23 protein-coding genes and 1 CRISPR repeat array (1 of these 24 only partly in view) are annotated in these 24,820 nt (G+C 58.4%); of the genes, 20 read left to right on the top strand and 3 right to left on the bottom strand.

What is annotated here, in order from left to right; translation table 11 throughout:
- Positions 1-5,136: a CRISPR direct-repeat array (repeat unit 30 nt; unit sequence GTTTGCAGCCTACCTATGAGGGATTGAAAC); it reaches 662 nt to the left of the window's first position.
- A 402-nt stretch (positions 5,137-5,538) separates the two neighbouring features.
- From cas6 to cmr6, 12 genes are all read left to right on the top strand, one after another.
- A complete protein-coding gene (gene cas6 / locus K2M58_RS09275) occupies positions 5,539-6,315 on the top strand; it encodes a CRISPR-associated endoribonuclease Cas6 (RefSeq protein ID WP_220677326.1) in 777 nt (258 codons plus the stop codon).
- Positions 6,316-6,373: 58 nt separating this feature from the next.
- Positions 6,374-6,952, top strand: a complete 579-nt coding sequence (locus tag K2M58_RS09270; protein WP_220677325.1) for a CRISPR-associated protein Cas4 — start codon at positions 6,374-6,376, stop codon at positions 6,950-6,952.
- Positions 6,953-6,976: 24 nt separating this feature from the next.
- The gene (locus K2M58_RS09265; protein ID WP_220677324.1) at positions 6,977-7,186 is read left to right on the top strand and encodes a CRISPR-associated endonuclease Cas1; all 210 of its coding nucleotides are present in this window, start codon (positions 6,977-6,979) and stop codon (positions 7,184-7,186) included.
- Positions 7,187-7,277: 91 nt separating this feature from the next.
- Positions 7,278-8,345 (top strand): RAMP superfamily CRISPR-associated protein, encoded by a 1,068-nt coding sequence (locus K2M58_RS09260; RefSeq protein WP_220677323.1) that lies wholly within the window; start codon positions 7,278-7,280, stop codon positions 8,343-8,345.
- The gene (locus tag K2M58_RS09255; protein ID WP_220677322.1) at positions 8,342-9,316 is read left to right on the top strand and encodes a type III-B CRISPR-associated protein Cas10/Cmr2; all 975 of its coding nucleotides are present in this window, start codon (positions 8,342-8,344) and stop codon (positions 9,314-9,316) included. The genes K2M58_RS09260 and K2M58_RS09255 overlap by 4 nt, the downstream gene beginning before the upstream one ends.
- 46 nt (positions 9,317-9,362) lie before the next feature.
- Complete coding sequence (gene istA / locus K2M58_RS09250) at positions 9,363-10,640, top strand: IS21 family transposase (protein ID WP_252393391.1); 1,278 nt, start codon at positions 9,363-9,365, stop codon at positions 10,638-10,640.
- Positions 10,637-11,422 (top strand): IS21-like element helper ATPase IstB, encoded by a 786-nt coding sequence (gene istB, locus K2M58_RS09245; protein ID WP_220676869.1) that lies wholly within the window; start codon positions 10,637-10,639, stop codon positions 11,420-11,422. Before istA ends, istB begins: the two co-directional genes overlap by 4 nt.
- A gap of 175 nt (positions 11,423-11,597) precedes the next feature.
- A complete protein-coding gene (cas10, locus tag K2M58_RS09240; RefSeq protein WP_289628243.1) occupies positions 11,598-12,503 on the top strand; it encodes a type III-B CRISPR-associated protein Cas10/Cmr2 in 906 nt (301 codons plus the stop codon).
- Positions 12,490-13,647, top strand: coding sequence for a type III-B CRISPR module-associated protein Cmr3 (gene cmr3 / locus K2M58_RS09235; protein ID WP_220677320.1), 1,158 nt, complete (start codon positions 12,490-12,492; stop codon positions 13,645-13,647). The genes cas10 and cmr3 overlap by 14 nt, the downstream gene beginning before the upstream one ends.
- Before the next feature lie 38 nt (positions 13,648-13,685).
- Entirely contained in the window at positions 13,686-14,654 is a 969-nt protein-coding gene (cmr4, locus tag K2M58_RS09230) for a type III-B CRISPR module RAMP protein Cmr4 (protein ID WP_220677319.1), read from the top strand.
- Positions 14,599-15,096 carry a type III-B CRISPR module-associated protein Cmr5 gene (cmr5, locus tag K2M58_RS09225; protein WP_220677318.1) on the top strand — a complete coding sequence of 166 codons (498 nt, stop codon included), beginning with the start codon at positions 14,599-14,601 and terminating at the stop codon, positions 15,094-15,096. Before cmr4 ends, cmr5 begins: the two co-directional genes overlap by 56 nt.
- A gap of 28 nt (positions 15,097-15,124) precedes the next feature.
- Entirely contained in the window at positions 15,125-16,021 is an 897-nt protein-coding gene (gene cmr6 / locus K2M58_RS09220) for a type III-B CRISPR module RAMP protein Cmr6 (protein WP_220677317.1), read from the top strand.
- Between the two features lie 71 nt (positions 16,022-16,092).
- Here cmr6 and K2M58_RS09215 read toward each other — a convergent pair whose 3' ends face one another.
- Positions 16,093-16,353, bottom strand: coding sequence for a hypothetical protein (locus tag K2M58_RS09215; RefSeq protein ID WP_220677316.1), 261 nt, complete (start codon positions 16,351-16,353; stop codon positions 16,093-16,095).
- A 74-nt stretch (positions 16,354-16,427) separates the two neighbouring features.
- On the opposite strand from K2M58_RS09215, the gene K2M58_RS09210 reads away from it, so the two are divergent.
- The 7 genes from K2M58_RS09210 to K2M58_RS09180 all read left to right on the top strand — a co-directional run bounded on the left by K2M58_RS09210 (position 16,428) and on the right by K2M58_RS09180 (position 22,163).
- Positions 16,428-17,531: a putative CRISPR-associated protein gene (locus K2M58_RS09210; RefSeq protein WP_220677315.1), complete on the top strand. Its 1,104-nt coding sequence runs from the start codon at positions 16,428-16,430 to the stop codon at positions 17,529-17,531.
- Positions 17,532-17,670: 139 nt separating this feature from the next.
- Positions 17,671-17,904: a CRISPR-associated endoribonuclease Cas6 gene (locus tag K2M58_RS13015; RefSeq protein ID WP_220677314.1), complete on the top strand. Its 234-nt coding sequence runs from the start codon at positions 17,671-17,673 to the stop codon at positions 17,902-17,904.
- A 58-nt stretch (positions 17,905-17,962) separates the two neighbouring features.
- Positions 17,963-18,541, top strand: a complete 579-nt coding sequence (locus K2M58_RS09200) for a CRISPR-associated protein Cas4 (RefSeq protein WP_220677313.1) — start codon at positions 17,963-17,965, stop codon at positions 18,539-18,541.
- A gap of 33 nt (positions 18,542-18,574) precedes the next feature.
- Entirely contained in the window at positions 18,575-19,576 is a 1,002-nt protein-coding gene (gene cas1b, locus K2M58_RS09195; protein WP_220678875.1) for a type I-B CRISPR-associated endonuclease Cas1b, read from the top strand.
- A 62-nt stretch (positions 19,577-19,638) separates the two neighbouring features.
- Positions 19,639-20,007 (top strand): CRISPR-associated endonuclease Cas2, encoded by a 369-nt coding sequence (gene cas2, locus K2M58_RS09190; protein ID WP_252393438.1) that lies wholly within the window; start codon positions 19,639-19,641, stop codon positions 20,005-20,007.
- 33 nt (positions 20,008-20,040) lie between these two features.
- Positions 20,041-21,978, top strand: coding sequence for a CRISPR-associated protein Csx20 (gene csx20 / locus K2M58_RS09185; RefSeq protein WP_220677312.1), 1,938 nt, complete (start codon positions 20,041-20,043; stop codon positions 21,976-21,978).
- Positions 21,975-22,163, top strand: a complete 189-nt coding sequence (locus K2M58_RS09180; protein WP_220677311.1) for a hypothetical protein — start codon at positions 21,975-21,977, stop codon at positions 22,161-22,163. Before csx20 ends, K2M58_RS09180 begins: the two co-directional genes overlap by 4 nt.
- Positions 22,164-22,246: 83 nt before the next feature.
- Here K2M58_RS09180 and dcd read toward each other — a convergent pair whose 3' ends face one another.
- Complete coding sequence (gene dcd / locus K2M58_RS09175) at positions 22,247-22,768, bottom strand: dCTP deaminase (protein WP_066199107.1); 522 nt, start codon at positions 22,766-22,768, stop codon at positions 22,247-22,249.
- Positions 22,769-23,383: 615 nt separating this feature from the next.
- On the opposite strand from dcd, the gene K2M58_RS09170 reads away from it, so the two are divergent.
- Positions 23,384-23,782: a hypothetical protein gene (locus K2M58_RS09170; RefSeq protein WP_220677310.1), complete on the top strand. Its 399-nt coding sequence runs from the start codon at positions 23,384-23,386 to the stop codon at positions 23,780-23,782.
- A gap of 156 nt (positions 23,783-23,938) precedes the next feature.
- Here the strand turns inward: K2M58_RS09170 and K2M58_RS09165 are convergent, their stop codons facing one another.
- Entirely contained in the window at positions 23,939-24,745 is an 807-nt protein-coding gene (locus K2M58_RS09165) for a transposase (protein WP_220677309.1), read from the bottom strand.
- Positions 24,746-24,820: the final 75 nt, after the last annotated feature.

The raw sequence follows: 24,820 nt of genomic DNA, 5'->3' as shown, positions 1-24,820 counted from the left end.
GGTTTGCAGCCTACCTATGAGGGATTGAAACACTTTGAATAGACGATTCTAAAATTATCTTGAGAAAAGTTTGCAGCCTACCTATGAGGGATTGAAACAGACGCTCATGCTGCCCGTCGAGCAGGCGGTGCATGAGTTTGCAGCCTACCTATGAGGGATTGAAACTCACGCTGGTGATCGAGGCTGGTAAGGCATATGTGGTTTGCAGCCTACCTATGAGGGATTGAAACCAAACCCGAGTTGTTTGTTGATCGGTAGCTTGAGCGGTTTGCAGCCTACCTATGAGGGATTGAAACAAACGCCTTACTCCCGAGGAGGTAAAGATATGGGCGTTTGCAGCCTACCTATGAGGGATTGAAACAAACGGCGCGGACGTCCGCCGAAAAACAAACCCGCGTTTGCAGCCTACCTATGAGGGATTGAAACAAGCGATGCGTTGCGGCATCGACCGCGCGGATGCGGGGTTTGCAGCCTACCTATGAGGGATTGAAACTTTTCACGACGGAAATCGCGCTTAAGCAGGCTTCGGTTTGCAGCCTACCTATGAGGGATTGAAACTTTGCACTCTCTTTTCTTTTTGCGCGAGACCGTGCGCGTTTGCAGCCTACCTATGAGGGATTGAAACACGGCTGATGGCCGCTTCGAGGGCCTGGTCGGCGTCCGTTTGCAGCCTACCTATGAGGGATTGAAACCTCGGGAAAGTGAACGTCTGATTGCCTTCCTCGCTCAGTTTGCAGCCTACCTATGAGGGATTGAAACGCAGAGGTGCCGTCGGCGTCGGCTTCGCCATCAGGTTTGCAGCCTACCTATGAGGGATTGAAACCCGCTCACGCGCACCAGCTTAGCAGGGGGGGCCTCCGTTTGCAGCCTACCTATGAGGGATTGAAACCGCGCGTACAAAACGAGAGGCCGAAACTGAGCTCGCCGTTTGCAGCCTACCTATGAGGGATTGAAACGCGTATCGAAAATACGAACGACGCTAATGGTAAACAGTTTGCAGCCTACCTATGAGGGATTGAAACTCTCAGGTGCGCCGGTACTCTGCAAGAACATGAGCGTTTGCAGCCTACCTATGAGGGATTGAAACTCATAGTGTCCGCCTTTAGTACGCCTACAAGTCACCGTTTGCAGCCTACCTATGAGGGATTGAAACAGTACACAGCCAATATAAAAGATGTTCTCTATAAACGTTTGCAGCCTACCTATGAGGGATTGAAACTATGAAATCCCGCGGCTTTTCTCTGTCTGGCGCCGCGTTTGCAGCCTACCTATGAGGGATTGAAACCATCGCTGTTCACGGTTTCCAAGATGTGCATTTTCGTGTTTGCAGCCTACCTATGAGGGATTGAAACGGGGAACTTCTTTCTCTACGCGGAACCGGACAGGTTTGCAGCCTACCTATGAGGGATTGAAACTGCGCCCCCAATTCGATTGGACGTTCAACATACGCTTGTTTGCAGCCTACCTATGAGGGATTGAAACGATGAATTCAAACGGGACCTGTTCAAAATCGCCGTTCGTTTGCAGCCTACCTATGAGGGATTGAAACGTAGACGTGCAGCCCACCGCCTGTGCGGACATCTTCCGTTTGCAGCCTACCTATGAGGGATTGAAACCCGTCGATGCTGTATTCGTAAATGAACCTGTCGTTTGGTTTGCAGCCTACCTATGAGGGATTGAAACGCGCAGGGCCGCCGACTACAGTCAGCTCGCCGGTAATGTTTGCAGCCTACCTATGAGGGATTGAAACCCGGAACGCCGATCGACGGCGCGGCCGTGGCGACGGGTTTGCAGCCTACCTATGAGGGATTGAAACAACGATCGAGCAGTGAGCGGAGCTCCAGCATGGTAATGTTTGCAGCCTACCTATGAGGGATTGAAACGAAGTGACGCCACCGCTGCCAGCGGCGCCGCCGGATGGTTTGCAGCCTACCTATGAGGGATTGAAACTAGATATTCGTTCTGATGTCCTGCAACACGTCTTCGTTTGCAGCCTACCTATGAGGGATTGAAACAATCGCCGCTTCGGGTGACCTTTCATCCGGGTTCCGTTTGCAGCCTACCTATGAGGGATTGAAACGGCCACGGGGCCGCGACGCAGGTACATGACCGTCTCGGTTTGCAGCCTACCTATGAGGGATTGAAACTTAAAATGAAATATGTAAGGGAAAAGAGAAGAAGAAAGTTTGCAGCCTACCTATGAGGGATTGAAACATGGTTTTATGCGAACCGGTCAACCGGTTCGCTTCGTTTGCAGCCTACCTATGAGGGATTGAAACCAGTTAAAGGAAGAGTTTAAGAATGCGGTTGTACGTGGTTTGCAGCCTACCTATGAGGGATTGAAACGCGGAAAAGGCGGCGGGAGAGGCGTACCTCCACTTCGTTTGCAGCCTACCTATGAGGGATTGAAACCTTCATGGCGATCGAGGAGATCGACGGCGTTCGCCTGTTTGCAGCCTACCTATGAGGGATTGAAACCGGTTTTCAGGACGTAAATTTTTTGCGCAAGATTTGGTTTGCAGCCTACCTATGAGGGATTGAAACTTGGCGCCGGCGCTTGTGGACGCTGTCGGTACGATTGTTTGCAGCCTACCTATGAGGGATTGAAACTAGATATCCGCATCGCGCTCCAGTGCAATTTTTCTCTGTTTGCAGCCTACCTATGAGGGATTGAAACCGCATACCGTCGGAAGATGTGCGTCTGGCCTGGGCGTGTTTGCAGCCTACCTATGAGGGATTGAAACGCGTCTTGATCTCGAAGTCCTTGCGGTTCTGCGAATCGTTTGCAGCCTACCTATGAGGGATTGAAACGTCGCGGTCGCGACGACACAAGTGACAGCGACAGAAGTTTGCAGCCTACCTATGAGGGATTGAAACTCGTTCGCCCGGCGCATTTTTTCCGATCGCCAGTCGAGTTTGCAGCCTACCTATGAGGGATTGAAACGCGCATCTTCCTTCCTCCCCTCATTCTTCTCAGGCAGTTTGCAGCCTACCTATGAGGGATTGAAACGGTCGGCGCCGCGGCGAACAAGGCTGCGATGACGACGTTTGCAGCCTACCTATGAGGGATTGAAACGACCTTTCGCGCCGATCACCCGGCTCTGGTCATCCCGGTTTGCAGCCTACCTATGAGGGATTGAAACTCTTGGCGATGAGATGGAGGTCATGACAGACGGCGAGTTTGCAGCCTACCTATGAGGGATTGAAACCCGGTGTAAAGAGCAGCCTTCGCGCCAATGACCCGAGTTTGCAGCCTACCTATGAGGGATTGAAACGGAGCGCAAGCACCTGGGCGGTCCGGAAAAACGGATCGGTTTGCAGCCTACCTATGAGGGATTGAAACTAGAAAAGACCCGCCAAAGGCCATCCCCCGCCTGCGGGTTTGCAGCCTACCTATGAGGGATTGAAACTCTTCTCGCACAACGGGAAGGCCGCTAAAATCGCTGTTTGCAGCCTACCTATGAGGGATTGAAACCCCCCTCAAGGGCTGCCTCCCTGGCCGCCTGGTACGTCGGTTTGCAGCCTACCTATGAGGGATTGAAACCTAGCACCTCTGATAGTATGGCCGCTCCATGCTGTGTTTGCAGCCTACCTATGAGGGATTGAAACAAGGGCAGCTCCGCCGGTGCGATGCGCGTAACGGGCGAGTTTGCAGCCTACCTATGAGGGATTGAAACTTTGCAAGAGAAAACCGTAGGGCTGTCCGCCCCACGGGTTTGCAGCCTACCTATGAGGGATTGAAACAAAACCCGGTCGTCCGGGAGAATCCGCCCGCCGCTTGTTTGCAGCCTACCTATGAGGGATTGAAACGCTTCCGGCCCGTACGGTTCGACCGGCTTTTCGGGGGTTTGCAGCCTACCTCTGAGGGATTGAAACCCGCGCCCTGCTCGGCCGCCCGGGCCATAATCTCCCAGTTTGCAGCCTACCTATGAGGGATTGAAACCCGCTTCCCCGGAATCCCCGCCGCCGGATCGAACGGCGTTTGCAGCCTACCTATGAGGGATTGAAACCCTCGTGAATGAGGCGGAACAATTCCTCCACGCCTTGTTTGCAGCCTACCTATGAGGGATTGAAACTGATCGTTCTCCTTTCCTTGAAAAAATAAAAACGCCCGTTTGCAGCCTACCTATGAGGGATTGAAACCGGTCGGTACATCAAGACCGCCGGCCTCGGTGCCATGGTTTGCAGCCTACCTATGAGGGATTGAAACTATTTACTAACGATAGAGCCTGCTTTTCGACAGACGCAAGTTTGCAGCCTACCTATGAGGGATTGAAACGCGCGTTCCGGCGCCGGGGAGGCCCAGCCGGGGCGGTTTGCAGCCTACCTATGAGGGATTGAAACCCGTCGACGAGGACGAGGGCCGTCGGCTTGATGCGGCGTTTGCAGCCTACCTATGAGGGATTGAAACATGGAGCGTTTCGTTTTGCATCGTTTCGAGCATGCGTTTGCAGCCTACCTATGAGGGATTGAAACTGCCACATGCTGCCGTGCAAACGGTTGTCGGGTTGGTTTGCAGCCTACCTATGAGGGATTGAAACCTTATCTTTGACAGATTTATTGTTAACATTGATGAAGTTTGCAGCCTACCTATGAGGGATTGAAACACGTCGCCGTCGCCCAGGCTGCGAAGGAGACGGCGTGTTTGCAGCCTACCTATGAGGGATTGAAACTGCGGTATCTCTCCGCGGCGTGCCATGTCGTAGACGAGTTGCAGCCTACCTATGAGGGATTGAAACTCTCTAATCTGGGCGTTGTCGGCGTAACGTTCAAAAGTTTGCAGCCTACCTATGAGGGATTGAAACCCCGCCACCGCGAGGCGGGAAATCACAGTACGAGCGTTTGCAGCCTACCTATGAGGGATTGAAACATCGCTCTGTCGAATTCATTGTAGACATAAAACCTGTGTTTGCAGCCTACCTATGAGGGATTGAAACTTGAAATTGATTTGTCGCCGTTGGGCAAAGAAGAACGTTTGCAGCCTACCTATGAGGGATTGAAACATGCCGGTAATCGACGCGCGCCATCGCGTCGTGTACGGTTTGCAGCCTACCTATGAGGGATTGAAACTTTGCCGCGCCGGCCGGAACTGCTTGATGTTGAGTGGTTTGCAGCCTAGCTATGAGGGATTGAAATCCAGCATGTTCCCATTTGTCTCGATGTTGACGTCCTATGCTCAAGAGTTCGTTCGCCAGGTAAAAAAAGCGTTTGCAGCTTACCTATGCGATGATTTTAAAATTTGAATATGTTTCAATTTTAGTTTTAGCAAGCGCGGTTATAATAACGACATTAATTTGTGCTTTAAGAAAATATAAAGAATAAAATGCGTGACCGTATTGACAAATTTAGATCGTTGTCGGCAGGATTTTTCTTGCTTGCGAAGAACTACTATGATCAGACGGATATCTTCAATTAGATGGATATCTGCATCGAACTCAATCCGGCTTTATCTTCAGCTTCATCTTTTGGAGGTGTTTATGACCGGGAGGAAATTAAAGCTATACGTTGAGTTCGATTGCCGATGAAAGGATGCTGAAGATGCAATTGAAGTTGAAGTTAACGGCACGAGAGCCGATTCAACTGCCTTTTGAACATAACCATATCCTTCAAGCCATCATCTATCGTTGGATCGATCATCCCGGTTTGCGCGCCTATTTGCATGATCATGGATTCATTTTCGAAAAGCGGCCGTTTAAGCTGTTTGTTTTTTCCAGATTGATGGGAAAGATATCCGTCCGTGAGGACAAAAAGGGGATTGTTTTTCATCCTCCTTTTCGAATGGTGATCGCTTCTCCGATTGAAAGGCTCGTTCACGAGTTGGCCGCAGGGCTTTTGAAACGACCGGAGATTCACATCAACGGCCAAAACGCGGTCGTAGAGACCGTTGAAGCGGTATCGACCGTCGTCGCCGATCGCTCGATCACCGTTCGTGCCATCTCGCCGATTACGGTGTATAGCCGTCTAGAGTCGTCGGGAAGACCGTACACGTATTACTACTCCCCCTTCGAATCTCGCTTTGAGGCGCTGGTTCGACACAACTTGATCAAAAAATATATCCTCGTTTTTGCGCGGCCGCCGGAAGATCCATCATTTCAAGTTGAACCGATTTATGTCCACAAGGAAGACCAAAAAATCGTCCGTTTTCGGGGGACGATCATCAAGGGATGGTTGGGGACGTATCGGTTGACGGGCGATCCCAAGCTGCTGGAACTGGCGTTAAGCGCCGGATTGGGTTCCAAAAATTCACAGGGATTCGGCTGCGTGGTGCCGACGTTGGCCTCGGAACGAAACAAAACCGGGCATCCCGTTCGCTAATCACCACGGTTGAGACATGGTTGAGGTCAAAAGCTTAAAACTCCTGAGGTAGAGGATGATGCATGAACCCTATTCCGAAGTCACGCCGCTGACCGGTTCGCTTCTTTATCATTGGGTGGTCTGTTCCCGGTCGGCTTGGCTTTATTCGCGGCAGATCACACCGGATCAGGATCACGGAGACCTGAGCCTCGGCCGCTGGATCGCGAAGACGGCTTATCCGCGGAAAGGGGCGCGGGAAGTGAGCCTGCCCGGTGCCAAGATCGACGTGCTCGACACAGACGGGGATGCCGTCATCGTCGTCGAGGTTAAAAAATCCTCCCGGATGGTCAAAGGTGCGCGCCTGCAGGTTCTGTTTTACCTCTGGCGGCTGAAGGAGCACGGAATCTCGGCCCGCGGCGAGATCCGGGTGCCGAAGGAACGGAAGCGGCTCGACGTCTTCCTGGATGGAGAAGGGGAGGCCCATTTGCTCGCCTCGATCCGCACGCTTGGCGAGGTGCTGGCGCGGCCGAGCCCGCCCCCGGCGGCCTGGATCCCATCCTGTCGATCGTGCGCTTTTCTGGAATTTTGCTGGGTGGATGAGCCCGAGCATCCGGCACCGGAGACGGAGGATCCGGCGCCGGAGGTTCAAGAAGCGTAAGGAAAAACGGGTTGGACGACGAGGGTGGGGCCGGTGAAGGAGACGCTGTACATCACCGGAAGCGGCCGCTTAAGCCGAAAAGACCGGACGCTTCGCTTTGACCGGGAAGGAGACGATCGGCCGCGCTATGTGCCGATCGAGCGGATCCAGGACATCTTCATTTTCGGTGAAGTGGAGCTGAACAAGCGGTTTTTGGCTGTTTTCGTGGTCGGGTCCGCCTGTTTCGCGGTGTAAAGAACATGCCGCCGGCATCAGGTTTACAGCCTACCTATGAGGGATTGAAAAAGGAATAAGGGTAAATTGCGGTTTTCGGAGGTGGGAGACCGTGCAACGGCTGAGCAATCGCAAGCGGTGGGAGACGAAAGAGGTGAAGCTGTGCGTGCTCTCTCCGCTGGTGGTGCGGCGGATGAGCACGTTCGATCACGTGGAGATGCGCATTCCCAGCCTGAAGGGGATGCTGCGCTTCTGGTGGCGTGCCCTGCAGGGGCATCAAACAAGCGTCGAAGCGATCCGCGAACGGGAAGGGGCGCTTTTTGGCGCCGCGGGGACAGGGAAGTCGCCGATGCGAATGGCCCTCGTGTGCACCACGCCGACGGTGCCGGTGGGGGCGTCGCAGGTGTTTCTACTGCCCCACAAAGAGAAGGGGAAAACGGCGTACTTCCCCCCCTTTAGAACGCCTTTTGTCGTGCGTGTCACGGCGCCGACGGGCCAGCTCGAGGAATACCTGCACATTTTGCGCACCGCGCTTTTCCTCGGCGGGCTGGGCGTCCGTGGGAGGCGCGGCTTTGGCAGCTTGCACCTGGATCCGCCGCCAAGGGGGCTTGAGGAGATCTGCGATTGGCTGAACAGGGCCAGCGGGACGAGCGAGGCGAGCGATCCGATCTTCGCCGTGGAGACAGCGGTGCTCGAGGTTAAGGACGCTGTCCGGAACGAGTATCGACAGGTGACGGTAAAGCGCATTGTCCTTCGGAAGGAGAATCCGGCCCTGCCGTTCCCCTACGTCCGGGAGGTGTACCTCGGCGATCCTTTGCCGCTGGATCCGCAGGCCGTGCAGAAATGGTTGGCCAGGATCAGCTACCTTTCAAGCGATCACAACTCCCTGTACACCGGATACACCGCCGCGCTGGCCGGCGCAGATCCGGACCTTCAGAATTTGATGGAGAAGTTGAAAAAACAGAAGCAAGCCCGTTTAGCTTCGCCATTAGTGACGACGTTGGCTCTCGTCGCCGATCGCCCCGATCGCAAGACGCTTCGGCCGGTCGTGGTACGGTTGAAGAGCGTTTTCCCGCCGGCGGTAAAGGATTTTTTGGCGCAGCACCGGAAGCTGAAAATGGCTCAAGACACCACCAAAGCCTTCATCTTGGACGTTCTCAGTGGAGGGATCCGCCGGTGAAGGACGCCGAGACGTTCAAGGCCATCTTTCTTTTCACCCTCACGCCCGTGCAGGGGTTCATCGCCAGCACGCGCAAAACGCAAGACCTCTACAACGCCAGCCTCATCCTCTCCTACCTGTGTGAAGTGGGCATGAAAGCGTTGAAGAGCCTGTGCGCGCAAGACAGGGATGAGGCGGGAGCGCTCGCTTTCGTGCGCATCCTCTTCCCCAGCGAGAAGGTGGCCTCCAAGCCCAACCGCTTTATGGCTGAGGTGGAGGGCAGCGAGGAGACGCTGCGCCGCGCAGGGCGATTTGTGGAGGAGCGAGTGCGTGCCGAATGGTTGGCCATCGGGACGGAGGCGGCCGACAAATTGGAGCTTCTGTCGAGGGAGCACGCCAAGCAGCGCGAGCTATTCAAGGAGCAGCTGCAGCGGTACTTTCAAATCCATTGGCTGTTCTTTCCCTATTCTGGACAAGCCGAGACTTTTGAGGATGAATACCGCAGGGCCGAGCAGCACTTTGCTGCCCTCAAGAACCTGCGCGCCTTTGCGCCAATTCGCCCCCCGGAAGCGGGGCGAAAATGCGCCATGACTGGCGAGGAGAACGTGCTTTTTTATCGTCCCTCCCAGAAGGATGCCGTGCCCTACCTGGTCCGACAGACGGAGCCGACCCCGGTGGCAGTGCACCATGTGAATTTGCACTATTTGGCCGAAGGGGAGGCCTTGGGGGGCGTGGGCATGGTCAAGCGAGTGGCCGGGGAGTACCTGCGTAAGAAGATTCCGGATTACGAGGAAGGTTTTCCGTCGACGGCCCACGTCGCCCTCTATCCGCTGAAGGAGGAGCTGGACTCCGCTCTCCGGGAAGAAGGGCTGTCGGAGAAAGACCTCGAACCGCAATACCTGTTTGCCCTCAACGAGGGACGTCCCTTGTCAACATCGGATGTAAAATCCCCAATAGCAGCGGATAAAGATTCCCCAAAATCACCGGCATGATTTCCTCAAAATCATCGGGATGAATTCCCCACCCCTGTGTCGAACTATGGCACCTGCCATCACTTTTGGGGAGGTGCCGGTGATGAGGGAGAGTGAGAAGATGGAGATCAGGAAGCTGTATGAGGAGGGCGTCAGCATCTCGGAACTGGCCAGAAGATACGGCCATGACCGCAAAACCATCCGCAAGGCTGTGAGTGAGCCGAGGCAGCAGGAGGAGGGGAGGGTGAAGTCGCGCAGCCGTAGGGTGAAAGGCCACAAGCTGGAGCCGTACAAGGCCTATGTGGAGCAGCGCATGCGTATCGGCGTCCTCAATGCGGAGCGAATCTTTCGCGAGATCCGGGAGCAGGGATATACCGGCGGAATTACCGTACTGCGCGAGTTCATGCACCCTCTCCGCCCGGTTGTCTCTGCCAAGGCAACCGTGCGGTTTGAGACGGCTCCGGGGGAACAAGCGCAAATCGACCTGGGCGCATTCCCCTACCTGGATCCGCAGGGCCATCGGCGCAAGGTATGGTGCTTTGCCATGGTCCTCGCCTACTCCCGCATGCTCTACCTGGAGTTTATCAGAGCGGCGGACCAACGGCATATCCTCCAGGCGCTCCGGAACGCGCTGGAGTTCTTCGGCGGGGTTCCAAAGGTCATGCTCAGCGACAACTGCTCCCCGCTGGTCGTGGCCAACGACGGTCATGGACACGTCGACTGGCAGCCGGCGTACATGGACTTCGCCAAGTACTACGGATTCGTGCCCAAGGCCTGTAAGCCCTACCGAAGTCGCACCAAAGGGAAGATTGAACGGCCCATCGGGTATATCCGGTCCAGCTTCTGGCCGGTTTCGTTCGTGGACCATGACGACCTGAACCGGCAAGGTGCCATCTGGCGGGATACGGTGGCTAATGTGCGCATCCACGGCACGACGCGGGAGCAGCCGGTGGTGCGGTTTCAGGCCGAGACGCTTAAGCCCCTGCCTAAGAGCCGGTACACGCTGGCGTACGCCGATATGCGCAAGGTCATGAGCGATTGTCGCATCTCCTGGAACACGAACATGTACACCGTTCCATGGCGGTATGTGGGGCACACCGTGCTGGTCCGGGAGTTTGAGTCAGGCCGCCTGCAGATCGAGTACGGCGGGCAGGTCATTGCCGAACACCGCGTGCTCACAGGCAGGCACCAGGTCTCAACCGACCCTGAGCACTTCAAGGGCATCCCGGCTGGGACGCCTCATCCGGATCGAGGCAAGGTGCCAGGGTTGCAAATCGGGCCGGACGTGGAGCAGCGGGAGCTGTCCGTCTATGAGCAGATCGCGATGGGAGGTCAGGGGCAATGAGTGAGGCGTTGGTTTTGGCCAAGGCCGAGGAGCAGCTGCTGGAGCTGGGATTGAAGCGCGCCGCGGCGGTGCTGCCGGCGTGCGTGGAGTGGGCAGCGGGGCACCAGGCGACCTATGCGGAGTTCCTGCACAGACTGCTGGATGCTGAGCAGGAGGAGCGATACAGCCGTTACATGCACGCCAGACTCCGCATGGCCAACTTCCCGTATCACAAGACCCTTGCAGATTTCGATTTCTCGTTCCAGCCGTCCGTCGATGAGCGACAAATACGCGAACTGGCCGGCTTGACGTTCATCCGGGAGGGCAGCAACGTCATCTTCCTGGGACCGCCGGGGGTGGGCAAGACCCACCTTGCGGTGGCCCTGGGGATGGAGGCGATTCGACAGCGCATGAGCGTCTACTTCGTGACCATGCAGAAGCTGGTCGCTGACTTGCGACGGGCGTACCAAGAGGGACGGCTGGACAAGCGCCTGCGCATCTACACCCAGCCGAAGCTGCTGATCTGCGACGAAGTCGGCTACTTGCCGCTTGACGCCTTGGACGCCGCGAACTTCTTCCGGCTCGTGTCGGAGCGCTACGAGCATGGCTCCCTGATCATCACGTCCAACACCAGCTTCACCAACTGGGGGACACTCTTCGGTGACCAGGTGCTGGCCTCTGCCTTGCTCGACCGGCTCCTGCACCACGCCACCACCATCAACATCCGCGGCAACAGCTACCGGATGAAGGACAAGCTGCGCGCCGGGGTGACCCATGCGCTGAAGGAGGAGGTGACCGCGTAGATCGAACATACGTCTGGGGAATGATGCGCGATGATTTTGGGGAACTGAATCCGCTGTTTGTGGGGAATCGAACGCGATTTTTTTGGGGAGTTTTAATCCGCTATTGACACCCTTCACTGAGGACCAAGCCACCGAGAGAGTCTATAGGAACGTCTTTAGTCGGCTCAAGCGGCGCATGGGACTAAAGCCGAAGGAGCCGCTCCCCCTGGTGCCCTACTACGCCCTGATGGTGTTTGACGGTGATCGGATGGGCGACTGGTTTGCGGGGCGCTTTAAGCCCGCGCACATGCCTCTGCCCCGCTTTCACGACCTCCTCAGCAACAATCTAGGGGAATACGCTGTCTGGGTGCGCAAATATCTACATCCTCCTAAGGGCAAGGTCGTCTACGCCGGCGGCGACGACCTGTTGGCCTTTTTGGCGCTTGACCGGGTGTTTGAAACGGCCCAAGAATTGCGGACCGAGTTTGCGAAACAGGTCAACCTGGAGGAAGTGACCGCGGAACGGCTGACCTTTTCTGCCGGATTGGTGATCGCCCACTACAAGGATCCGCTCTCCCATGTTCTGGAAATCGCGCGGCGTGTGGAGAAGGAGGCGAAGGAGAGCGGGCGCAACGCCTTGGGCGTGGCCGTACTGAAGCGGAGCGGCGAAGCCGTCGAGGCGGTGCTGGCGTGGGAGGACGGCCAGGGCGGCGGCCTGGGAGGCGCTATCGCCAAGGTGGACGCCCATTGGCGGCAGAAGCGCTTCAGCACGCGGTGGGTGCGCGCCTTTGCCGGCTGGATGGCGTCGATTCTGGGGGCGGCCGAAACGGGTGGATCCATGGAGGATCACGCTCTGCAGGAGATGGCCTGGATCGAGCTGGCCCGGGTGGCACGCCGCGCCGCGCAGACGAACAACCGCGACACACGCGAGGCCTGGGTGCAGGCGTTGGTGGAGGACCTTCGCGTGCTGCATCGGTTCTGCCGCGGCAAGAAGAAGGCAAGCTCCGGTGATGCCACGCGGGGCGGCGACTGGCGCACCTTCATCGATCTGCTCAACATTCTCGTATTTTTAAAGGAGAAATGGGACGATGGGCATGACTAAGCGGATGCGCATCGCGGCGTTGGACCCTTTGTTTTTCCGCGACGGCAAACCCTTTACGATGGGCAGCGATCATGTGGCCACCAGCCAGTTCCCCCCGTCGCCCGGGGTGGTGTATGGTGCACTGCGGACGCTGTTTTTCGCCCACCATCCCCTGCTGTTTGCGCGCCTGAAGAAGACGAATGCCTGGGGGCAAAAGGGTATCGATCCCACGGCGGTGTTACGTCTGCGCGGCCTGTATCTGAGCCGGGGGAACGAGTTGCTCGTCCCTCTGCCTCTGGATTGCGTAAGGGAAGTGCGAGAGAAGGGCCAGAAGGACGAAGCGCCGACGGTGATCCTTGCACGCAGACGTGTGGAGGGGATATCCAACTACCCGCTGCCCCAGGTGCTCGTCTCGCCCTTTTCGGATGACCGGCGCGTGGAGTCCGTGGAGCAGGGGCTGTGCACGGCAACCGACTTTGCCAAGTACCTGACCGGAGCGAGCCGTCGGGGGCCGGTTCCGGTTCGGCTTCGTTCGTCCCGTTCTCCGTCACTCGTGGTGACGGAATACAAGGTGGGAATCGGGCGCTCGCCGGCGACCGGCCACGTGCGGGAGGGCATGCTGTACCGCGCGGGAATGGTACGGTTGCACCCGGATGTGTCGCTGGTGGTGGATTACGAGGCGGACAACAGCGCGCCGAGCAATGCGCCCTTTGTCCTTCCCGAGAGGGGCGTGTTGCGCCTGGGGGGAGAAGGGCGGACTGCCGCCTTCACCCACGAGGAACCGACGGCGTGGCCGGCGCCCGAGGTCGACCCGCGGGCGTTCAAGGTGGTCCTCCTGACCCCGGCACTCTTTGCTAACGGGTGGCATCCCGGTTGGCTGCGCGTCGAGGCCGAGAAGGGCTACGTGGGGACCTTCCGTGGGGTGACGGTGGAGCTGTTGGCCGCTGCGGTAGGACGCTACGTGAATGTAGGCGGCTTCGACATGTCCAAGGGCCGCCCCAAGCCGATGTGGCGCGCCGTGCCGGCCGGTTCGGTGTATTATTTTTCCGCCCAGCCTCCAGCGACTTCCACCGATGTGGTCAAGGCGTTCCACTGCGTTTCCCTCTCCGACTTCCGCCAGGAGGAAGGGTTTGGCTTGGCGGTGGTGGCTCGCGAACCCAGCTAAGAATCCATGTCGAACGAAACGTCAAAGGAGGAAAGCGGATGTACCGATTGGTCGCGCCGCTCTTTTTGACCTGCGAGACGCCGTTGCATGCCGGAGCGGGTCAGGATTTGGGCATCGTCGACCTGCCCATCCAGCGCGAACGCGTTACGTCGTTCCCCAAGGTGGAGGCCTCGGGGCTGAAAGGGAGCTTGCGCGAACAGTTTGCCGCTGTCAAACAGATGCCGGAAGCTCAGGTAAATGTGCTGTTTGGCCCTGAAGAGGTGTCAGACAGCACGGCGCACATGGGTGCTCTCGGCTTTACCGACGCGCGAATGCTCTTGTTCCCAATGCGTTCGATGAAGGGGGTGTTTGCCTGGGTCACCTGTCCCGATGTGCTGGCGCGCCTGTACCGTGACTTGGCGTGGGCGGCGGAACAGAACGCCAATCGTGCGCTGCAGGCGCTGCCCTCTATTCCCAAGGCGGGAACGGTGACCTCCTCGAGCATCTTGGTGCATGAGAACAAGATGGTCGTCCTCGACGAGTATGCCGTTAGCGTCGTTTCCGATCCCGCCGTTGACAAGTGGGCCTCGTGGCTGCGGGAATGGGTGATGCCCGACGAGGCTCGCAAGGAGGCGATCGCCCAGCGCCTTGTCGTCGTGGACAACGACACCTTCCGTGACCTCGTCACCTTCCAGACAGAAGTGGTGACGCGGGTGCGCATTGACAACCAGAAGGGGACGGTCCAGCGGGGAGGCCTGTTTACCGAAGAATACCTACCCACGGAAAGCGTGCTATATAGCCTTGTAATGGCGGCGCCTCCCTTTATTGAGGAGCGTTCGCTTTCCGATGCGGTGAGCGTGATGAAGACCTTTGTGGCGCACTTGCCCAAGGTGTTTCAGCTAGGCGGCAATGCCACGCTGGGCAAAGGGCTGGTGCGGACGCAAATTCTTTGGCGAGAGGAGGAACAGGCCGGTGGCAAAGGTGGGAGCGCAACAGGTGGCCCTGCACCGGGCGAAAGTGGCGTTTGACTTCGCAAAGCAAGGGAAAGAGAGCGACAAGTACGTGTCCTATGTGCGACGATTGCCCTCGCTGATCCAGACCAACGGCCTGGGGGCGGCGCTGGCCTTCGTTTTTGCCAAGGCCAAGTTTGGGGCCGAAAAGCGCGGCGCCGACGCGGAGGCCTACGGACTGTTGTACACCCACGTGCGCCAATGGCTGGAAGAGCACAGCATCTTGCGCGAAATCCTGCGCAAGGCGTACGACCAGCTGAAGGAGAACAGAGAGGATGTGAATGGGCCAGATCGGCTGACGGAGGCCATCGTATCTCTTGACCCGCGGTCCTATCGCCTGGCCACGCAGGAGGTGCTCTCCTTTTTGCAGTGGCTGCGCCGGTTTGCGGAGGGCTTAAACCCGCGCGGCGCTGAGATGGTGGACGGTGAGGATGGCGAGAGGATGACCTCCGAAGCTTAAAGCGGCAGAGAAGAAAGGAGGGACAGCGGTGCAGTACGGCAGTGGCAGGGGACGTAGCGGAGACGGGCGAAGGGGCAAAGCGGGCGCCGCACGCCACGTAACTGGGAAGCCGGGAGAGAAGAATAAGGTCTCCTTCTCCATCGAGAACACTTATCTTCCCAAACGCGTGAAGGAACTCAATCCGGAGATTGACAACGCGTACCTCCTGTTCCACAAGGCGGCCAACTTTGTTGACGGGAAATTTGAGGTGCGCGCCTTTGAGGATGCGGTGCACAAAAAAAATGGCAGGCTCTTCGACGAACACCAGGTGAGCCAGTGGGCCGAGCGCCACTGGGCTGCCCTGCGTGATGCGGGGTATTGGCTGCGCGCCTATGACGTCACCTTTGCCGGACGGTTGGTCGTCGGGTTGGGCGGATCCAGCGTGTACGAGACAGGCCTTACCCTCCATCCGGTTTATGGCCTTCCCTATCTTCCTTCCTCATCAGTGAAGGGCACGCTGGCCCACTATATCGTCGACCAGTGTTTTGGCGGCGACAAACAGGCGGCGGCCCAGGACGAAACCTACCAAGCCCTCTTCGGAACGATCCGCAAGCGGGGACAGGTGGTGTTTTTCGACGCTTTCCCGCTCAAAGCGCCCACGTTACGCATGGACGTGATGAACTCGCATTATGGGCCCTATTACATGAGAGGAGAGCCCCCGGTTGATTTCCACAACCCCGTTCCGGTCTTTTTTGTGACGGTGGAGCAGCCAACCTTTCGCGTGGCCATTGGAGTTTCCCCAGAAGTGGAGGAAAAGAAGGCGGCGCACCTCTTGGGAGAGGCGGGCGCCCTGTTGATCGAGGCTCTGAAACTTTTTGGCATCGGGGCCAAGACGGCCGTCGGTTACGGCTACGCCTCCCTCTGCCGCCCCGTCGAAGAGGCGTAGGGGAAATGCGTGATGGATTGTGAAACCCTGTAACTGGCCATTGACCGAACAACCAAAATCATCCACCTTGATTAACCTTGAGGAGCTGCGCCGTCGGCCGACTGAGCGATCAGGGTGCTGTCCGCATCAAAACGAATGCGCATGCGCCGCACGAGGCCGACGAGGTCCTCGACAAATTGCGCCGAGCCCGGGCCTATTTTGCCTAGCAAGGCTATGACTTGATCCATTTGTTCTTCCGCGGCCCGGTGCCGCTGGCGGCCATGGTGGGTGCAGAGCTGGGCAACGACGTGCGCGTGCACGTGTACCAGATGGATAGCCGAATCGGCACTCACTCACTGGGGCTTGCTGAATCGCCGCGGGTTGGAGCAGGCGGCATGAATGTTCGAATGGCGAAGGAGGATGCGCCATGCGCGTGATGGTGACGACGGTGGGGACGAGCGTGCTACGTGCCGTGAAACCCGATGAGCAGGAATGGCTTACGCAGTTGGCCAACCGCCGCGAAGGGGAGCTGACGAAAGAGGAGCAGGAAAAGCTGGAACAGCTGGCCCACGAGGCCCTCGGCTATCTGGCAGCGCGCAGCTATAGCGACGTGCGCGACCTGAGCGCCGAATTGAACGGGCTGCTGGGGTACTATGGCGGAACGCCGACCAGCGAGGCCAAGCGCGACGTGCACTTTATGCTCCATTCCGATACTTACCAGGGAAGGTTGTGCACGAAAATTCTCAAGCTTTGGTTGGAGGATCAAGGGTTTGCGCAGGTCGAGGCCGTTGAGGTACCTGGCCTGAGCACAAAGAACGCCAGCGTTTTTCAGGATTCGGTCGGGCACCTTTTGAAGTGGGTGGAGGAGACCCTTCGTCCCTATAAGGAGAGCGGGTACACCGTGGTGTTCAACACCACCGGCGGGTTTAAGGCTACACTGCTTGTGCTGAGCACCATCGGCATGGTGATGGCCGACGAAATCGTTAACATCTTTGAGGGCAGCAAGGAACTCTTGCGCATCCCGCGCCTGCCGGTGCAGTGGGAGCCGGAGCGTTCACTGGAAGCCCATGTGCCCTTGGTGCGGCGGATGGCCGAGCTTCAGGAGGCAGTGCCGGCTGGCGAGGCGCACGGCCTGCCCGAGGCTTTGCTCCAGCGCCGAGACGACGGGACGGTTACGCTGTCGGTGTGGGGGAAAATGGTGTGGCAAGGGACGAAGGCGCGCTTTTATCAGAAGGAGCTTTTGCCTTCGCCTTCACCGCACGTGCGGTACGGGAGCAAGTTTGTCGAATCCGCCCGCCCCCACGAAGGCCAGCGGGAGATGCGGTACATCAACGAGGCGATCGATGCCTTTGTGCGGTATCTGGTCAGTAATCGCCAAGAACATGTAAGCTCCCACACATTTAAGCAGTTGAAGGGAAACCCGCTCCCTCCGTCTACCCACGAAGTCTATGCCTTTGCCGACAAACGCATCTTCCTGCACGAGGAAGGCGGCGTGTGGGTGCTCGACCTGCTGGCCGAGGGCTTGCACTAAAAGGCTGGTGAATTAAGTCCATTGGATCGACCTTCTTCGCCCGACGAGGTCTGACGTCCAAACGAATAGAACAACCAAAAACGCGGCCGCTCCCCCCGGCCCCGTACCGACGGTTTGTAGATTCTTTCGAACCTAGGCCGTGGCTAGCTTTCCCCGTTCCTGCTTCCCTAGCCACAAGGAAGACCAAAAAATCGTCCGTTTCCGGGGGACGATCATCAAGGGATGGTTGGGGACGTATCGGTTGACGGGCGATCCCAAGCTGCTGGAACTGGCGTTAAGCGCCGGGTTGGGTTCCAAAAATTCACAGGGATTCGGCTGCGTGGTGCCGACGTTGGCCTCGGAACGAAACAAAACCGGGCATCCCGTTCGCTAATCACCACGGTTGAGACATGGTTGGGGTCAAAAGCTTAAAACTCCTGAGGTAGAGGATGATGCATGAACCCTATTCCGAAGTCACGCCGCTGACCGGTTCGCTTCTTTATCATTGGGTGGTCTGTTCCCGGTCGGCTTGGCTTTATTCGCGGCAGATCACGCCGGATCGTGATCACGGGAATCTGAGCCTCGGCCGCTGGATCGCAAAGACGGCTTATCCGCGGAAAGGGGCGCGGGAAGTGAGCCTGCCCGGTGCCAAGATCGACGTGCTCGACACGGACGGCGATGCCGTCATCGTCGTTGAGGTTAAAAAATCCTCCCGGATGGTCAAAGGCGCGCGCCTGCAGGTTCTGTTTTACCTCTGGCGGCTGAAGGAACACGGAATCTCGGCCCGCGGCGAGATCCGGGTGCCGAAGGAACGGAAACGGCTCGACGTCTTCCTGGATGGAGAAGGGGAGGCCCATTTGCTCGCCTCGATCCGCGCGCTTGGCGAGGTGCTGGCGCGGCCGAGCCCGCCCCCGGCGGCCTGGATCCCATCCTGTCGATCGTGCGCTTTTCTGGAATTTTGCTGGGTGGATGAGCCCGAGCATCCGGCACCGGAGACGGAGGATCCGGCGCCGGAGGTTCAAGAAGCGTAAGGAAAAACGGGTTGGACGACGAGGGTGGGGCCGGTGAAGGAGACGCTGTACATCACCGGAAGCGGCCGCTTAAGCCGAAAAGACCGGACGCTTCGTTTTGACCGGGAAGGAGACGACCGGCCGCGCTATGTGCCGATCGAGCGGATCCAGGACATCTTCATTTTCGGTGAGGTGGAGCTGAACAAGCGGTTTTTGGAGTTTATGACGCAGCACCTCATCCCGATCCACTTTTTCAATCGTTACGGCCATTACGTCGGGACGTATTATCCCCGAGAGCATTATAGCTCCGGCCATCTGCTGCTGCGGCAGGTGATGCATTATCTCGATGATGAGCGGCGCCTTGCGCTCGCCCGCAAGTTCGTCGCAGGGAGCCTCTTTCATCTGCAACAGGTTCTCCGGTATTACATTCGGCGCGGGCATTCGGCGATCGAGCCGCTGGCCGAAGAGATCGCGGGGCACCAGGCGCGCCTGGAGGAGCTCACCCGCGTTCCGCAGCTCATGCAGGCCGAGGGGCAGGCGTGGGAAGCCTATTATCGCGCCATGGATGCGATCCTCGACGGAACCGAGTTCGCCTTCGTTCGCCGGAGTCGTCGTCCGCCGCACAATGCCTTGAACGCGCTCCTTTCGTTTGCCAATACGCTTCTGTACACGGCGATCCTGTCGGAAATTTACAAAACTCATCTCGATCCGCGCATTGGCTATTTGCATGAGACGAATTTCCGGCGGTTTACGCTTCACCTGGACGTGGCGGAGGTGTTCAAACCGATCCTCGCCGATCGTCTCGTCATCCGTCTCGTGCAGAAGAAGCAGATTCAGCCGAAGCACTTCACCGCCACGCTCGGTGGGATTTATCTCACCGAAGAAGGGCGAAAGATTGTGCTTCAGGCGTGGGAGGAGCGGATGAAAGCGACGTTTCATCACCGCCCGTTAAAACGCAATGTCAGCTATCGTCGCCTTTTGCGGCTGGAGCTGTATAAGCTCGAAAAACATTTTCTGGGGGATGCCGAATACGTTCCCTTTCGGGCCCGGTGGTGAGCGGCCGAGCCCGCTTGATGAGCGGACGCGTTCCCATGGTTCTGCTCGCTGGGGCGAAACGGGTGACGAGGTGCGGTGAAGCACAGACGGGCCGAGGCGAGGATGAACGCCTAAAGGCAAAGGACCGCGGGAACCGTCCCGGACGGCACAGGAAGGAGGGAAAACGGATCTACGTCATCTTCGTCTACGACGTGCACGTCGATCGGGTGGCTCGGGTGCTGAAAACGGCCCGGCGGTATCTGACGTGGGTGCAGAATTCGGTGCTCGAAGGGGAGCTTACGGCGGCGCAGTTCGAGCGGCTGCAAGACGAGCTGAAGAAGATCATCGATCCGGAAGAGGATGCGCTCCTTTTCTACGTTTTGCGGTCCGCCGGGGACGTCCGCCGGCGAAAGCTCGGGCGGGAGAAGGCGGAAACGGCGTTTTTCTTGTAGGGTAAAGGACGGGGGCGAAAGGGAGGAGGCGCGGTGGCGCGGAAGTTGATTTCGTTTTTGGGGACAAACCCGTATCAAGCTGCTCATTATCGCTTTCGGGGTCAGAGGAGCCGGAGCACTTCGTATGTCCAGGTGGCCTTTTATGAATTTTTGCTTACGGATTTTGACCCGGACGACCGGTTGATCGTGCTGGTCACGGATGGCGCGTATAAGACGAACTGGATCGGCGATGACAAACTGGAGGCTCAACTTCGGCGGGCGCTGGCTGAACTTGGACGCGGGCATACGATGGACCGAAATGTTCGCTTAATCCCGATCCCAGACGGTGACGATGAACCCTCTCTGTGGGAGATTTACAAGATAGTCCTGGAAAAAATTCATCAGGGCGATAGAGTTATTTTTGATATTACTCACGCTTTTCGTTCTCTCCCCTTTTTTGTTTTTTCCGTTGTTCAGTATGCGCGTTTTTTGAAAGATGTGTTCATCGAAGGGATTTATTACGGAAAATTTAACGGTCCCGAGCAAGAAAATCCAATCATTGACCTCATGCCGTTTGTCACACTCCTCGACTGGGCGATGGCAACCGAGGATTTTTTACGTTCCGGAAACGCCGACGCGCTGGAGGCGATCGTCCGTGACGCCCGGCGCCGTTATTTTACCGCCGGCAAAAGAAGGGACATCGCCGATCGGTCCGGGAGGGAGGAAGACGGGAAGGCGCTCATAGCCCATCAGCGGCTCGTCGACGCGTTGAAATCCTTCACCGACGCGATGCGCACGTGTCGGGCGCCTGAGCTCATCGATCTGGCGAACCGGGTGAGGGAAGCGCTCCGGGAAGCGGAAGCGCAGACGATCTCCTTTTTACCGCTTTTAAACCCGCTGCTCGGAAAGGTGAAGGAAAAGTTTGAGGGACGGTTTGTCGATCCGGCCCATGTGCAGCTGGACGCCGCCCGGTGGAGCCGGGAGCACGGGATGATCCAGCAGGCGTATACGTTTTTGCGGGAAGGGGTGATCACTCTGGCGGCGCATGCGACCGGCATCGATCCGGACGACGAAGTGGCTCGTGAACAAGTCGTCGGACCGGTGTTGTCCAGTATGGTGAGATTTGGCAAGGTTGCTGAGCCGGAAGGTGGCGCTTCAGGAAACAGGGCGGAAAACGCTTCCCCGGCTCGGGCGGACGTCGAAGAACGGCTTCGCCCGTATCAGGATCTCATCAAAGAGGGCTACGGTCGACTAATGGACTATCGAAACAGCCTCAACCACGCCGGTATACGCAAAAAGAGCCGTCCCGAGGCGGAAAAACTGATCCGCGGGCTCGAGCATCTTCTCACCTGGGCAAAAACCCTTGACGAAACGCTGGCGCCGGAGATCGAGCGGGTGGGGCGGCGCGGGTCGCCGAAGACGCCTGCAGCGGAGCCGGATGGGGAGCCGACGGGCGCATCGGGCCGTAAGCACCCGGCGTCGTCCCCGGAACCGGAGGGCCCCCCTGCGTCCATGACCGGTGAGCCGGCGCCGCCGGGACGTCCGCCGGCGTCCCCGGAAGGAAGGCCGGCGGCTTCCGGAGAATGCGGGGGCCGACAGCTTCTGATCGTCATGTCGCATGCGCTTCTTCCCGAGCAAAAGCGGGAGGCCGAGGAGCGGTTCGGCGTGACGACGTTCGTTCAGCTCCCGGAGGACCTTCAGGCCCGTTGGTCCAACGTCGATCCGGAACTTTCGCGCCTCGATGACTGGCTTCGGCCGATTGCGGTTTGGATGGAGGAGACCGGACACCCGGGGGATTACGTCCTCATTCAGGGAGAGTATGGGGCGACGGTCTGGCTGGTGGCGAGAACGCGCCGGGCCGGGCTCGTTCCGATCTACGCCACGACGCGGCGGGAGGTGCGGGAACGGCGCGAACCGGACGGGAGCGTGGTGACGGAGCGCATATTTCGCCATGTGCGGTTTCGCCTGTATCCGAAGGGGGATGAGGCATGACGTACGATTGGGCGTCTCTCCGGGATCGGCCGGCGGTCGTCGAGGAACGGTTTCCCCTGGAGGTGCTCACGCCGCTCATGATGCACGGCGCGCGCCGTTCGCAAGCGGAAAGCCGTCCGCTTTCGTTTAAAGGGGTATTCCGATCCTGGTGGCGGTGGCGCTCTCGGCGTTTGGCCGGTTGGTGATGGAAAAGGCGGTCCGGAGGAAGAGGCGCGGTATGAGGCTTACGAGGCCCGCTTCGGCGCGCCGTGCGGGATGTAGACCAGGCTCACACCCGCGGAAACGTCACGCCGCGCTGGCGCTGGTATTTGCCGCTCCGGTCCGCGTAGGTGACGCCGGGACGCGGACCGCGGAAAAAGATGATCTGCATGATCCCTTCGTGGGCGTACACTTTGGCCGGAAGGGGGGTGGCGTTCGAGATTTCGATCGTGATGTGCCCTTCCCAGCCCGGCTCGAGGGGGGTGACGTTGACGATGATGCCGGCGCGGGCGTACGTCGATTTGCCGAGGCAGATGCCGACGACGTCGTCCGGCAGGCGGAAGTATTCGAGGGAGCGGCCGAGGGCATAGCTGTTCGGCGGGATGATGACGGCTTCGTGGGGCCCGACTTCCTTTTTGACCATCGCCGACGACGGAAAATTCTTCGGATCGACGACAGCGGCGTCCAGCGAGGCAAAGATGTAAAATTCGCCGGCGATGCGGACGTCGTAGCCGAAGCTGGAGAGGCCGTAGGAGATGAGCTTGCGGCCGTCCACCTCCCGCACTTGCTCCGGCGTAAACGGCTCGATCATGCCGGCCGCGGCGAGCTCGGCGATGGCCGCGTCGTGCAGGACGGCGTAGCCGGCGTGCGCCGGGTGCCCGGTCGACCGATGGATGCCGTCCTCGTTTTGGGGGGCGTGATGCGGAGGGGCGTCTGGAATGGCGTCATGCTGGGGAGCGTTCTGGGAAGCATTCATTCGCTTGCATCCTTCCTGTCCGATTTGTCGCCGGGACCCGGACTCGGCCGCATAGATGCTGTTCGGCGTGGCGACGCCTAGGCGTTATCTGGCGTCTCGTGTCGCCGGCGCTATGGCGCAGCGACGCGTCGGCGCCGTCCGGCGTCTCGGATCGTTGCGCTTCGTTGCGCCGGTGCCCGGGGGCGGCAGCGCCGTCGGGGGTCCGGTCCCGGCGGGGATTCGGCTCGTTCGGGTGTCTGTGTTCATCCTAGCCGGCAAAGGGGATTTTGTCTACTGCCGGCGTGGGCATCTGCGGGCGGGAATTTTCCCATCACCGGCGTACGGGATTTTGCCCACGCTTCGGCCTGCCCACGCTTCGTCCATAATGCAAGGAAGATTCCCAGAACGTTGTCGCCTACTCAAGCACTCATGTTTCCCGTCTTAGCTCTGAGCGAGGGGGAGGAATGCGCCTTGTGCGAAGAAGAGATTCGCCGCCTGAAGTCAGAACTTCAGGATCTGAGGGATGAAATCTTATTGTTAAGGATGGCGATCATCGAGCTCGCGTATGCCAAGGTAACCGATCCGAAGTTTGCTTACTTTGACTGGCGAATCCGGTACGGCGTCGCTTTTGATGAGGAAAAAATCATGCGCCTGAACTGGGTCTTCCATGTCCTGACGGAGCGGATCAAGGAGGAACCGATCGAGCGAATCAAATCAATCCCCGGGATTTCCGATGCGGTCCTTTACCGGAAGGGACCGCCGACATACCGGGAAGCGTTAACATTATTGATGCAGGCGCTGGGCACGAAAAATGAGATCATGGTCGAGGAGTTAATTGAATCGCTCCAAAGCCAGGGTATATTGAGATAATTGGTGGATTTCCTGTGCGATCGAAAGCGATCCGAAGTCAAAGCACGATCTGAAGACTCTGAAGTCGAAGAAGAGAAAGAAAATGGATAAACAATTAGAGGTGGAGATGTAGCTCTGGCCCCGGCAACCGGCGGGGCTCCATGTCAAGAAGTGTGATCAGGCGATCCGATGAGCGAAGGGAATAAAGGCCAAAAGCATCTTCCGGACAACCCCTTCGCGATTTATGAAGCCATCACGGATCCGGTTCCGCCGTTCGATCTTCGGGTGCACGTCCTCGGTGTCGCCGTTCGTCGTCTGCCAGGGGTGATCGGCAAGGATTTCGTTCTTCCGGCGCTTGAGCGTTCGGCCCCACGGCACGAGCGCCGCGTCACTGGCTCCCTCTGCCTCAAAGAGGATCCGGTCCAAAATCGCCTTGGCTTCCTCCAGGGAGGCGGCCCGGGAGAGGTCTCGCAGCTCTTCCTTGACCCCGTGAAACTGCGCCCCGTTCCGGAGCCCAGCGGGTCGTGGCCGCCTCTTTCGCCGGACGCTCGGTGAGGTCTGCTTCGTTTTTGCGAAGCGGCCGGCAGGAAGACGGTGGCCGGTGCATCTTTCCACCCGCCGGGCCTCATCCACCCGGCGGCCCGCATCCTGAAGCACGTGAAACGGATCGGCCACCACGTGTGCTTCCGGAAGGACCCGCTGAATCCGCTGCTTCCGGCTCTCCGTAAACCCCTTCCGGCAGAAGGCAGCGGCACCGCCGCGGCCGAAGACAGAGATAGACCGGCTTTTGATCCACCCACGTGTGCAGTTTACGCCGCCCCTTTGCCGAACGGCGGTGAACGTAAGCGGCGGATGGCCCGGCCAATGGGGACGGCGCGCTTCCTTTTTCGGCCGCCCGGCATACACATCGACGCTCTGCTCATTTTGCTCAAGGCGATCGATGATCCATTGAAGACCGAGAGCGTGCCCAATAGACTGTTTCATAGGCGGTCAGAGCCTCCTTGGGATGGGGTGTGGTGTTGGTGACTATCCCATTAGCGCTCTGACCGCCTTTTTCCT

Origin of the sequence: Hydrogenibacillus sp. N12, assembly GCF_019645935.1 — a bacterium.
Classification (GTDB): Bacteria; Bacillota; Bacilli; order Thermicanales; family DSM-22653; genus Hydrogenibacillus; species Hydrogenibacillus schlegelii.
The sequence above is the reverse complement of the archived record's forward strand: the minus strand, read 5'-3'. Positions and strand labels throughout refer to the sequence as shown.

Coding starts and splice junctions, on each gene's coding strand:
- cas6 (WP_220677326.1), top strand. CDS start 5,539: ATGCAATTGAAGTTGAAGTTAACGGCACGAGAGCCGATTCAACTGCCT.
- K2M58_RS09270 (WP_220677325.1), top strand. CDS start 6,374: ATGCATGAACCCTATTCCGAAGTCACGCCGCTGACCGGTTCGCTTCTT.
- istA (WP_252393391.1), top strand. CDS start 9,363: ATGGCACCTGCCATCACTTTTGGGGAGGTGCCGGTGATGAGGGAGAGT.
- istB (WP_220676869.1), top strand. CDS start 10,637: ATGAGTGAGGCGTTGGTTTTGGCCAAGGCCGAGGAGCAGCTGCTGGAG.
- cas10 (WP_289628243.1), top strand. CDS start 11,598: ATGGGACTAAAGCCGAAGGAGCCGCTCCCCCTGGTGCCCTACTACGCC.
- cmr3 (WP_220677320.1), top strand. CDS start 12,490: ATGGGCATGACTAAGCGGATGCGCATCGCGGCGTTGGACCCTTTGTTT.
- cmr4 (WP_220677319.1), top strand. CDS start 13,686: ATGTACCGATTGGTCGCGCCGCTCTTTTTGACCTGCGAGACGCCGTTG.
- K2M58_RS09210 (WP_220677315.1), top strand. CDS start 16,428: ATGCGCGTGATGGTGACGACGGTGGGGACGAGCGTGCTACGTGCCGTG.
- K2M58_RS09200 (WP_220677313.1), top strand. CDS start 17,963: ATGCATGAACCCTATTCCGAAGTCACGCCGCTGACCGGTTCGCTTCTT.
- K2M58_RS09180 (WP_220677311.1), top strand. CDS start 21,975: ATGACGTACGATTGGGCGTCTCTCCGGGATCGGCCGGCGGTCGTCGAG.
- dcd (WP_066199107.1), bottom strand. CDS start 22,768: ATGATCGAGCCGTTTACGCCGGAGCAAGTGCGGGAGGTGGACGGCCGC.
- K2M58_RS09165 (WP_220677309.1), bottom strand. CDS start 24,745: ATGAAACAGTCTATTGGGCACGCTCTCGGTCTTCAATGGATCATCGAT.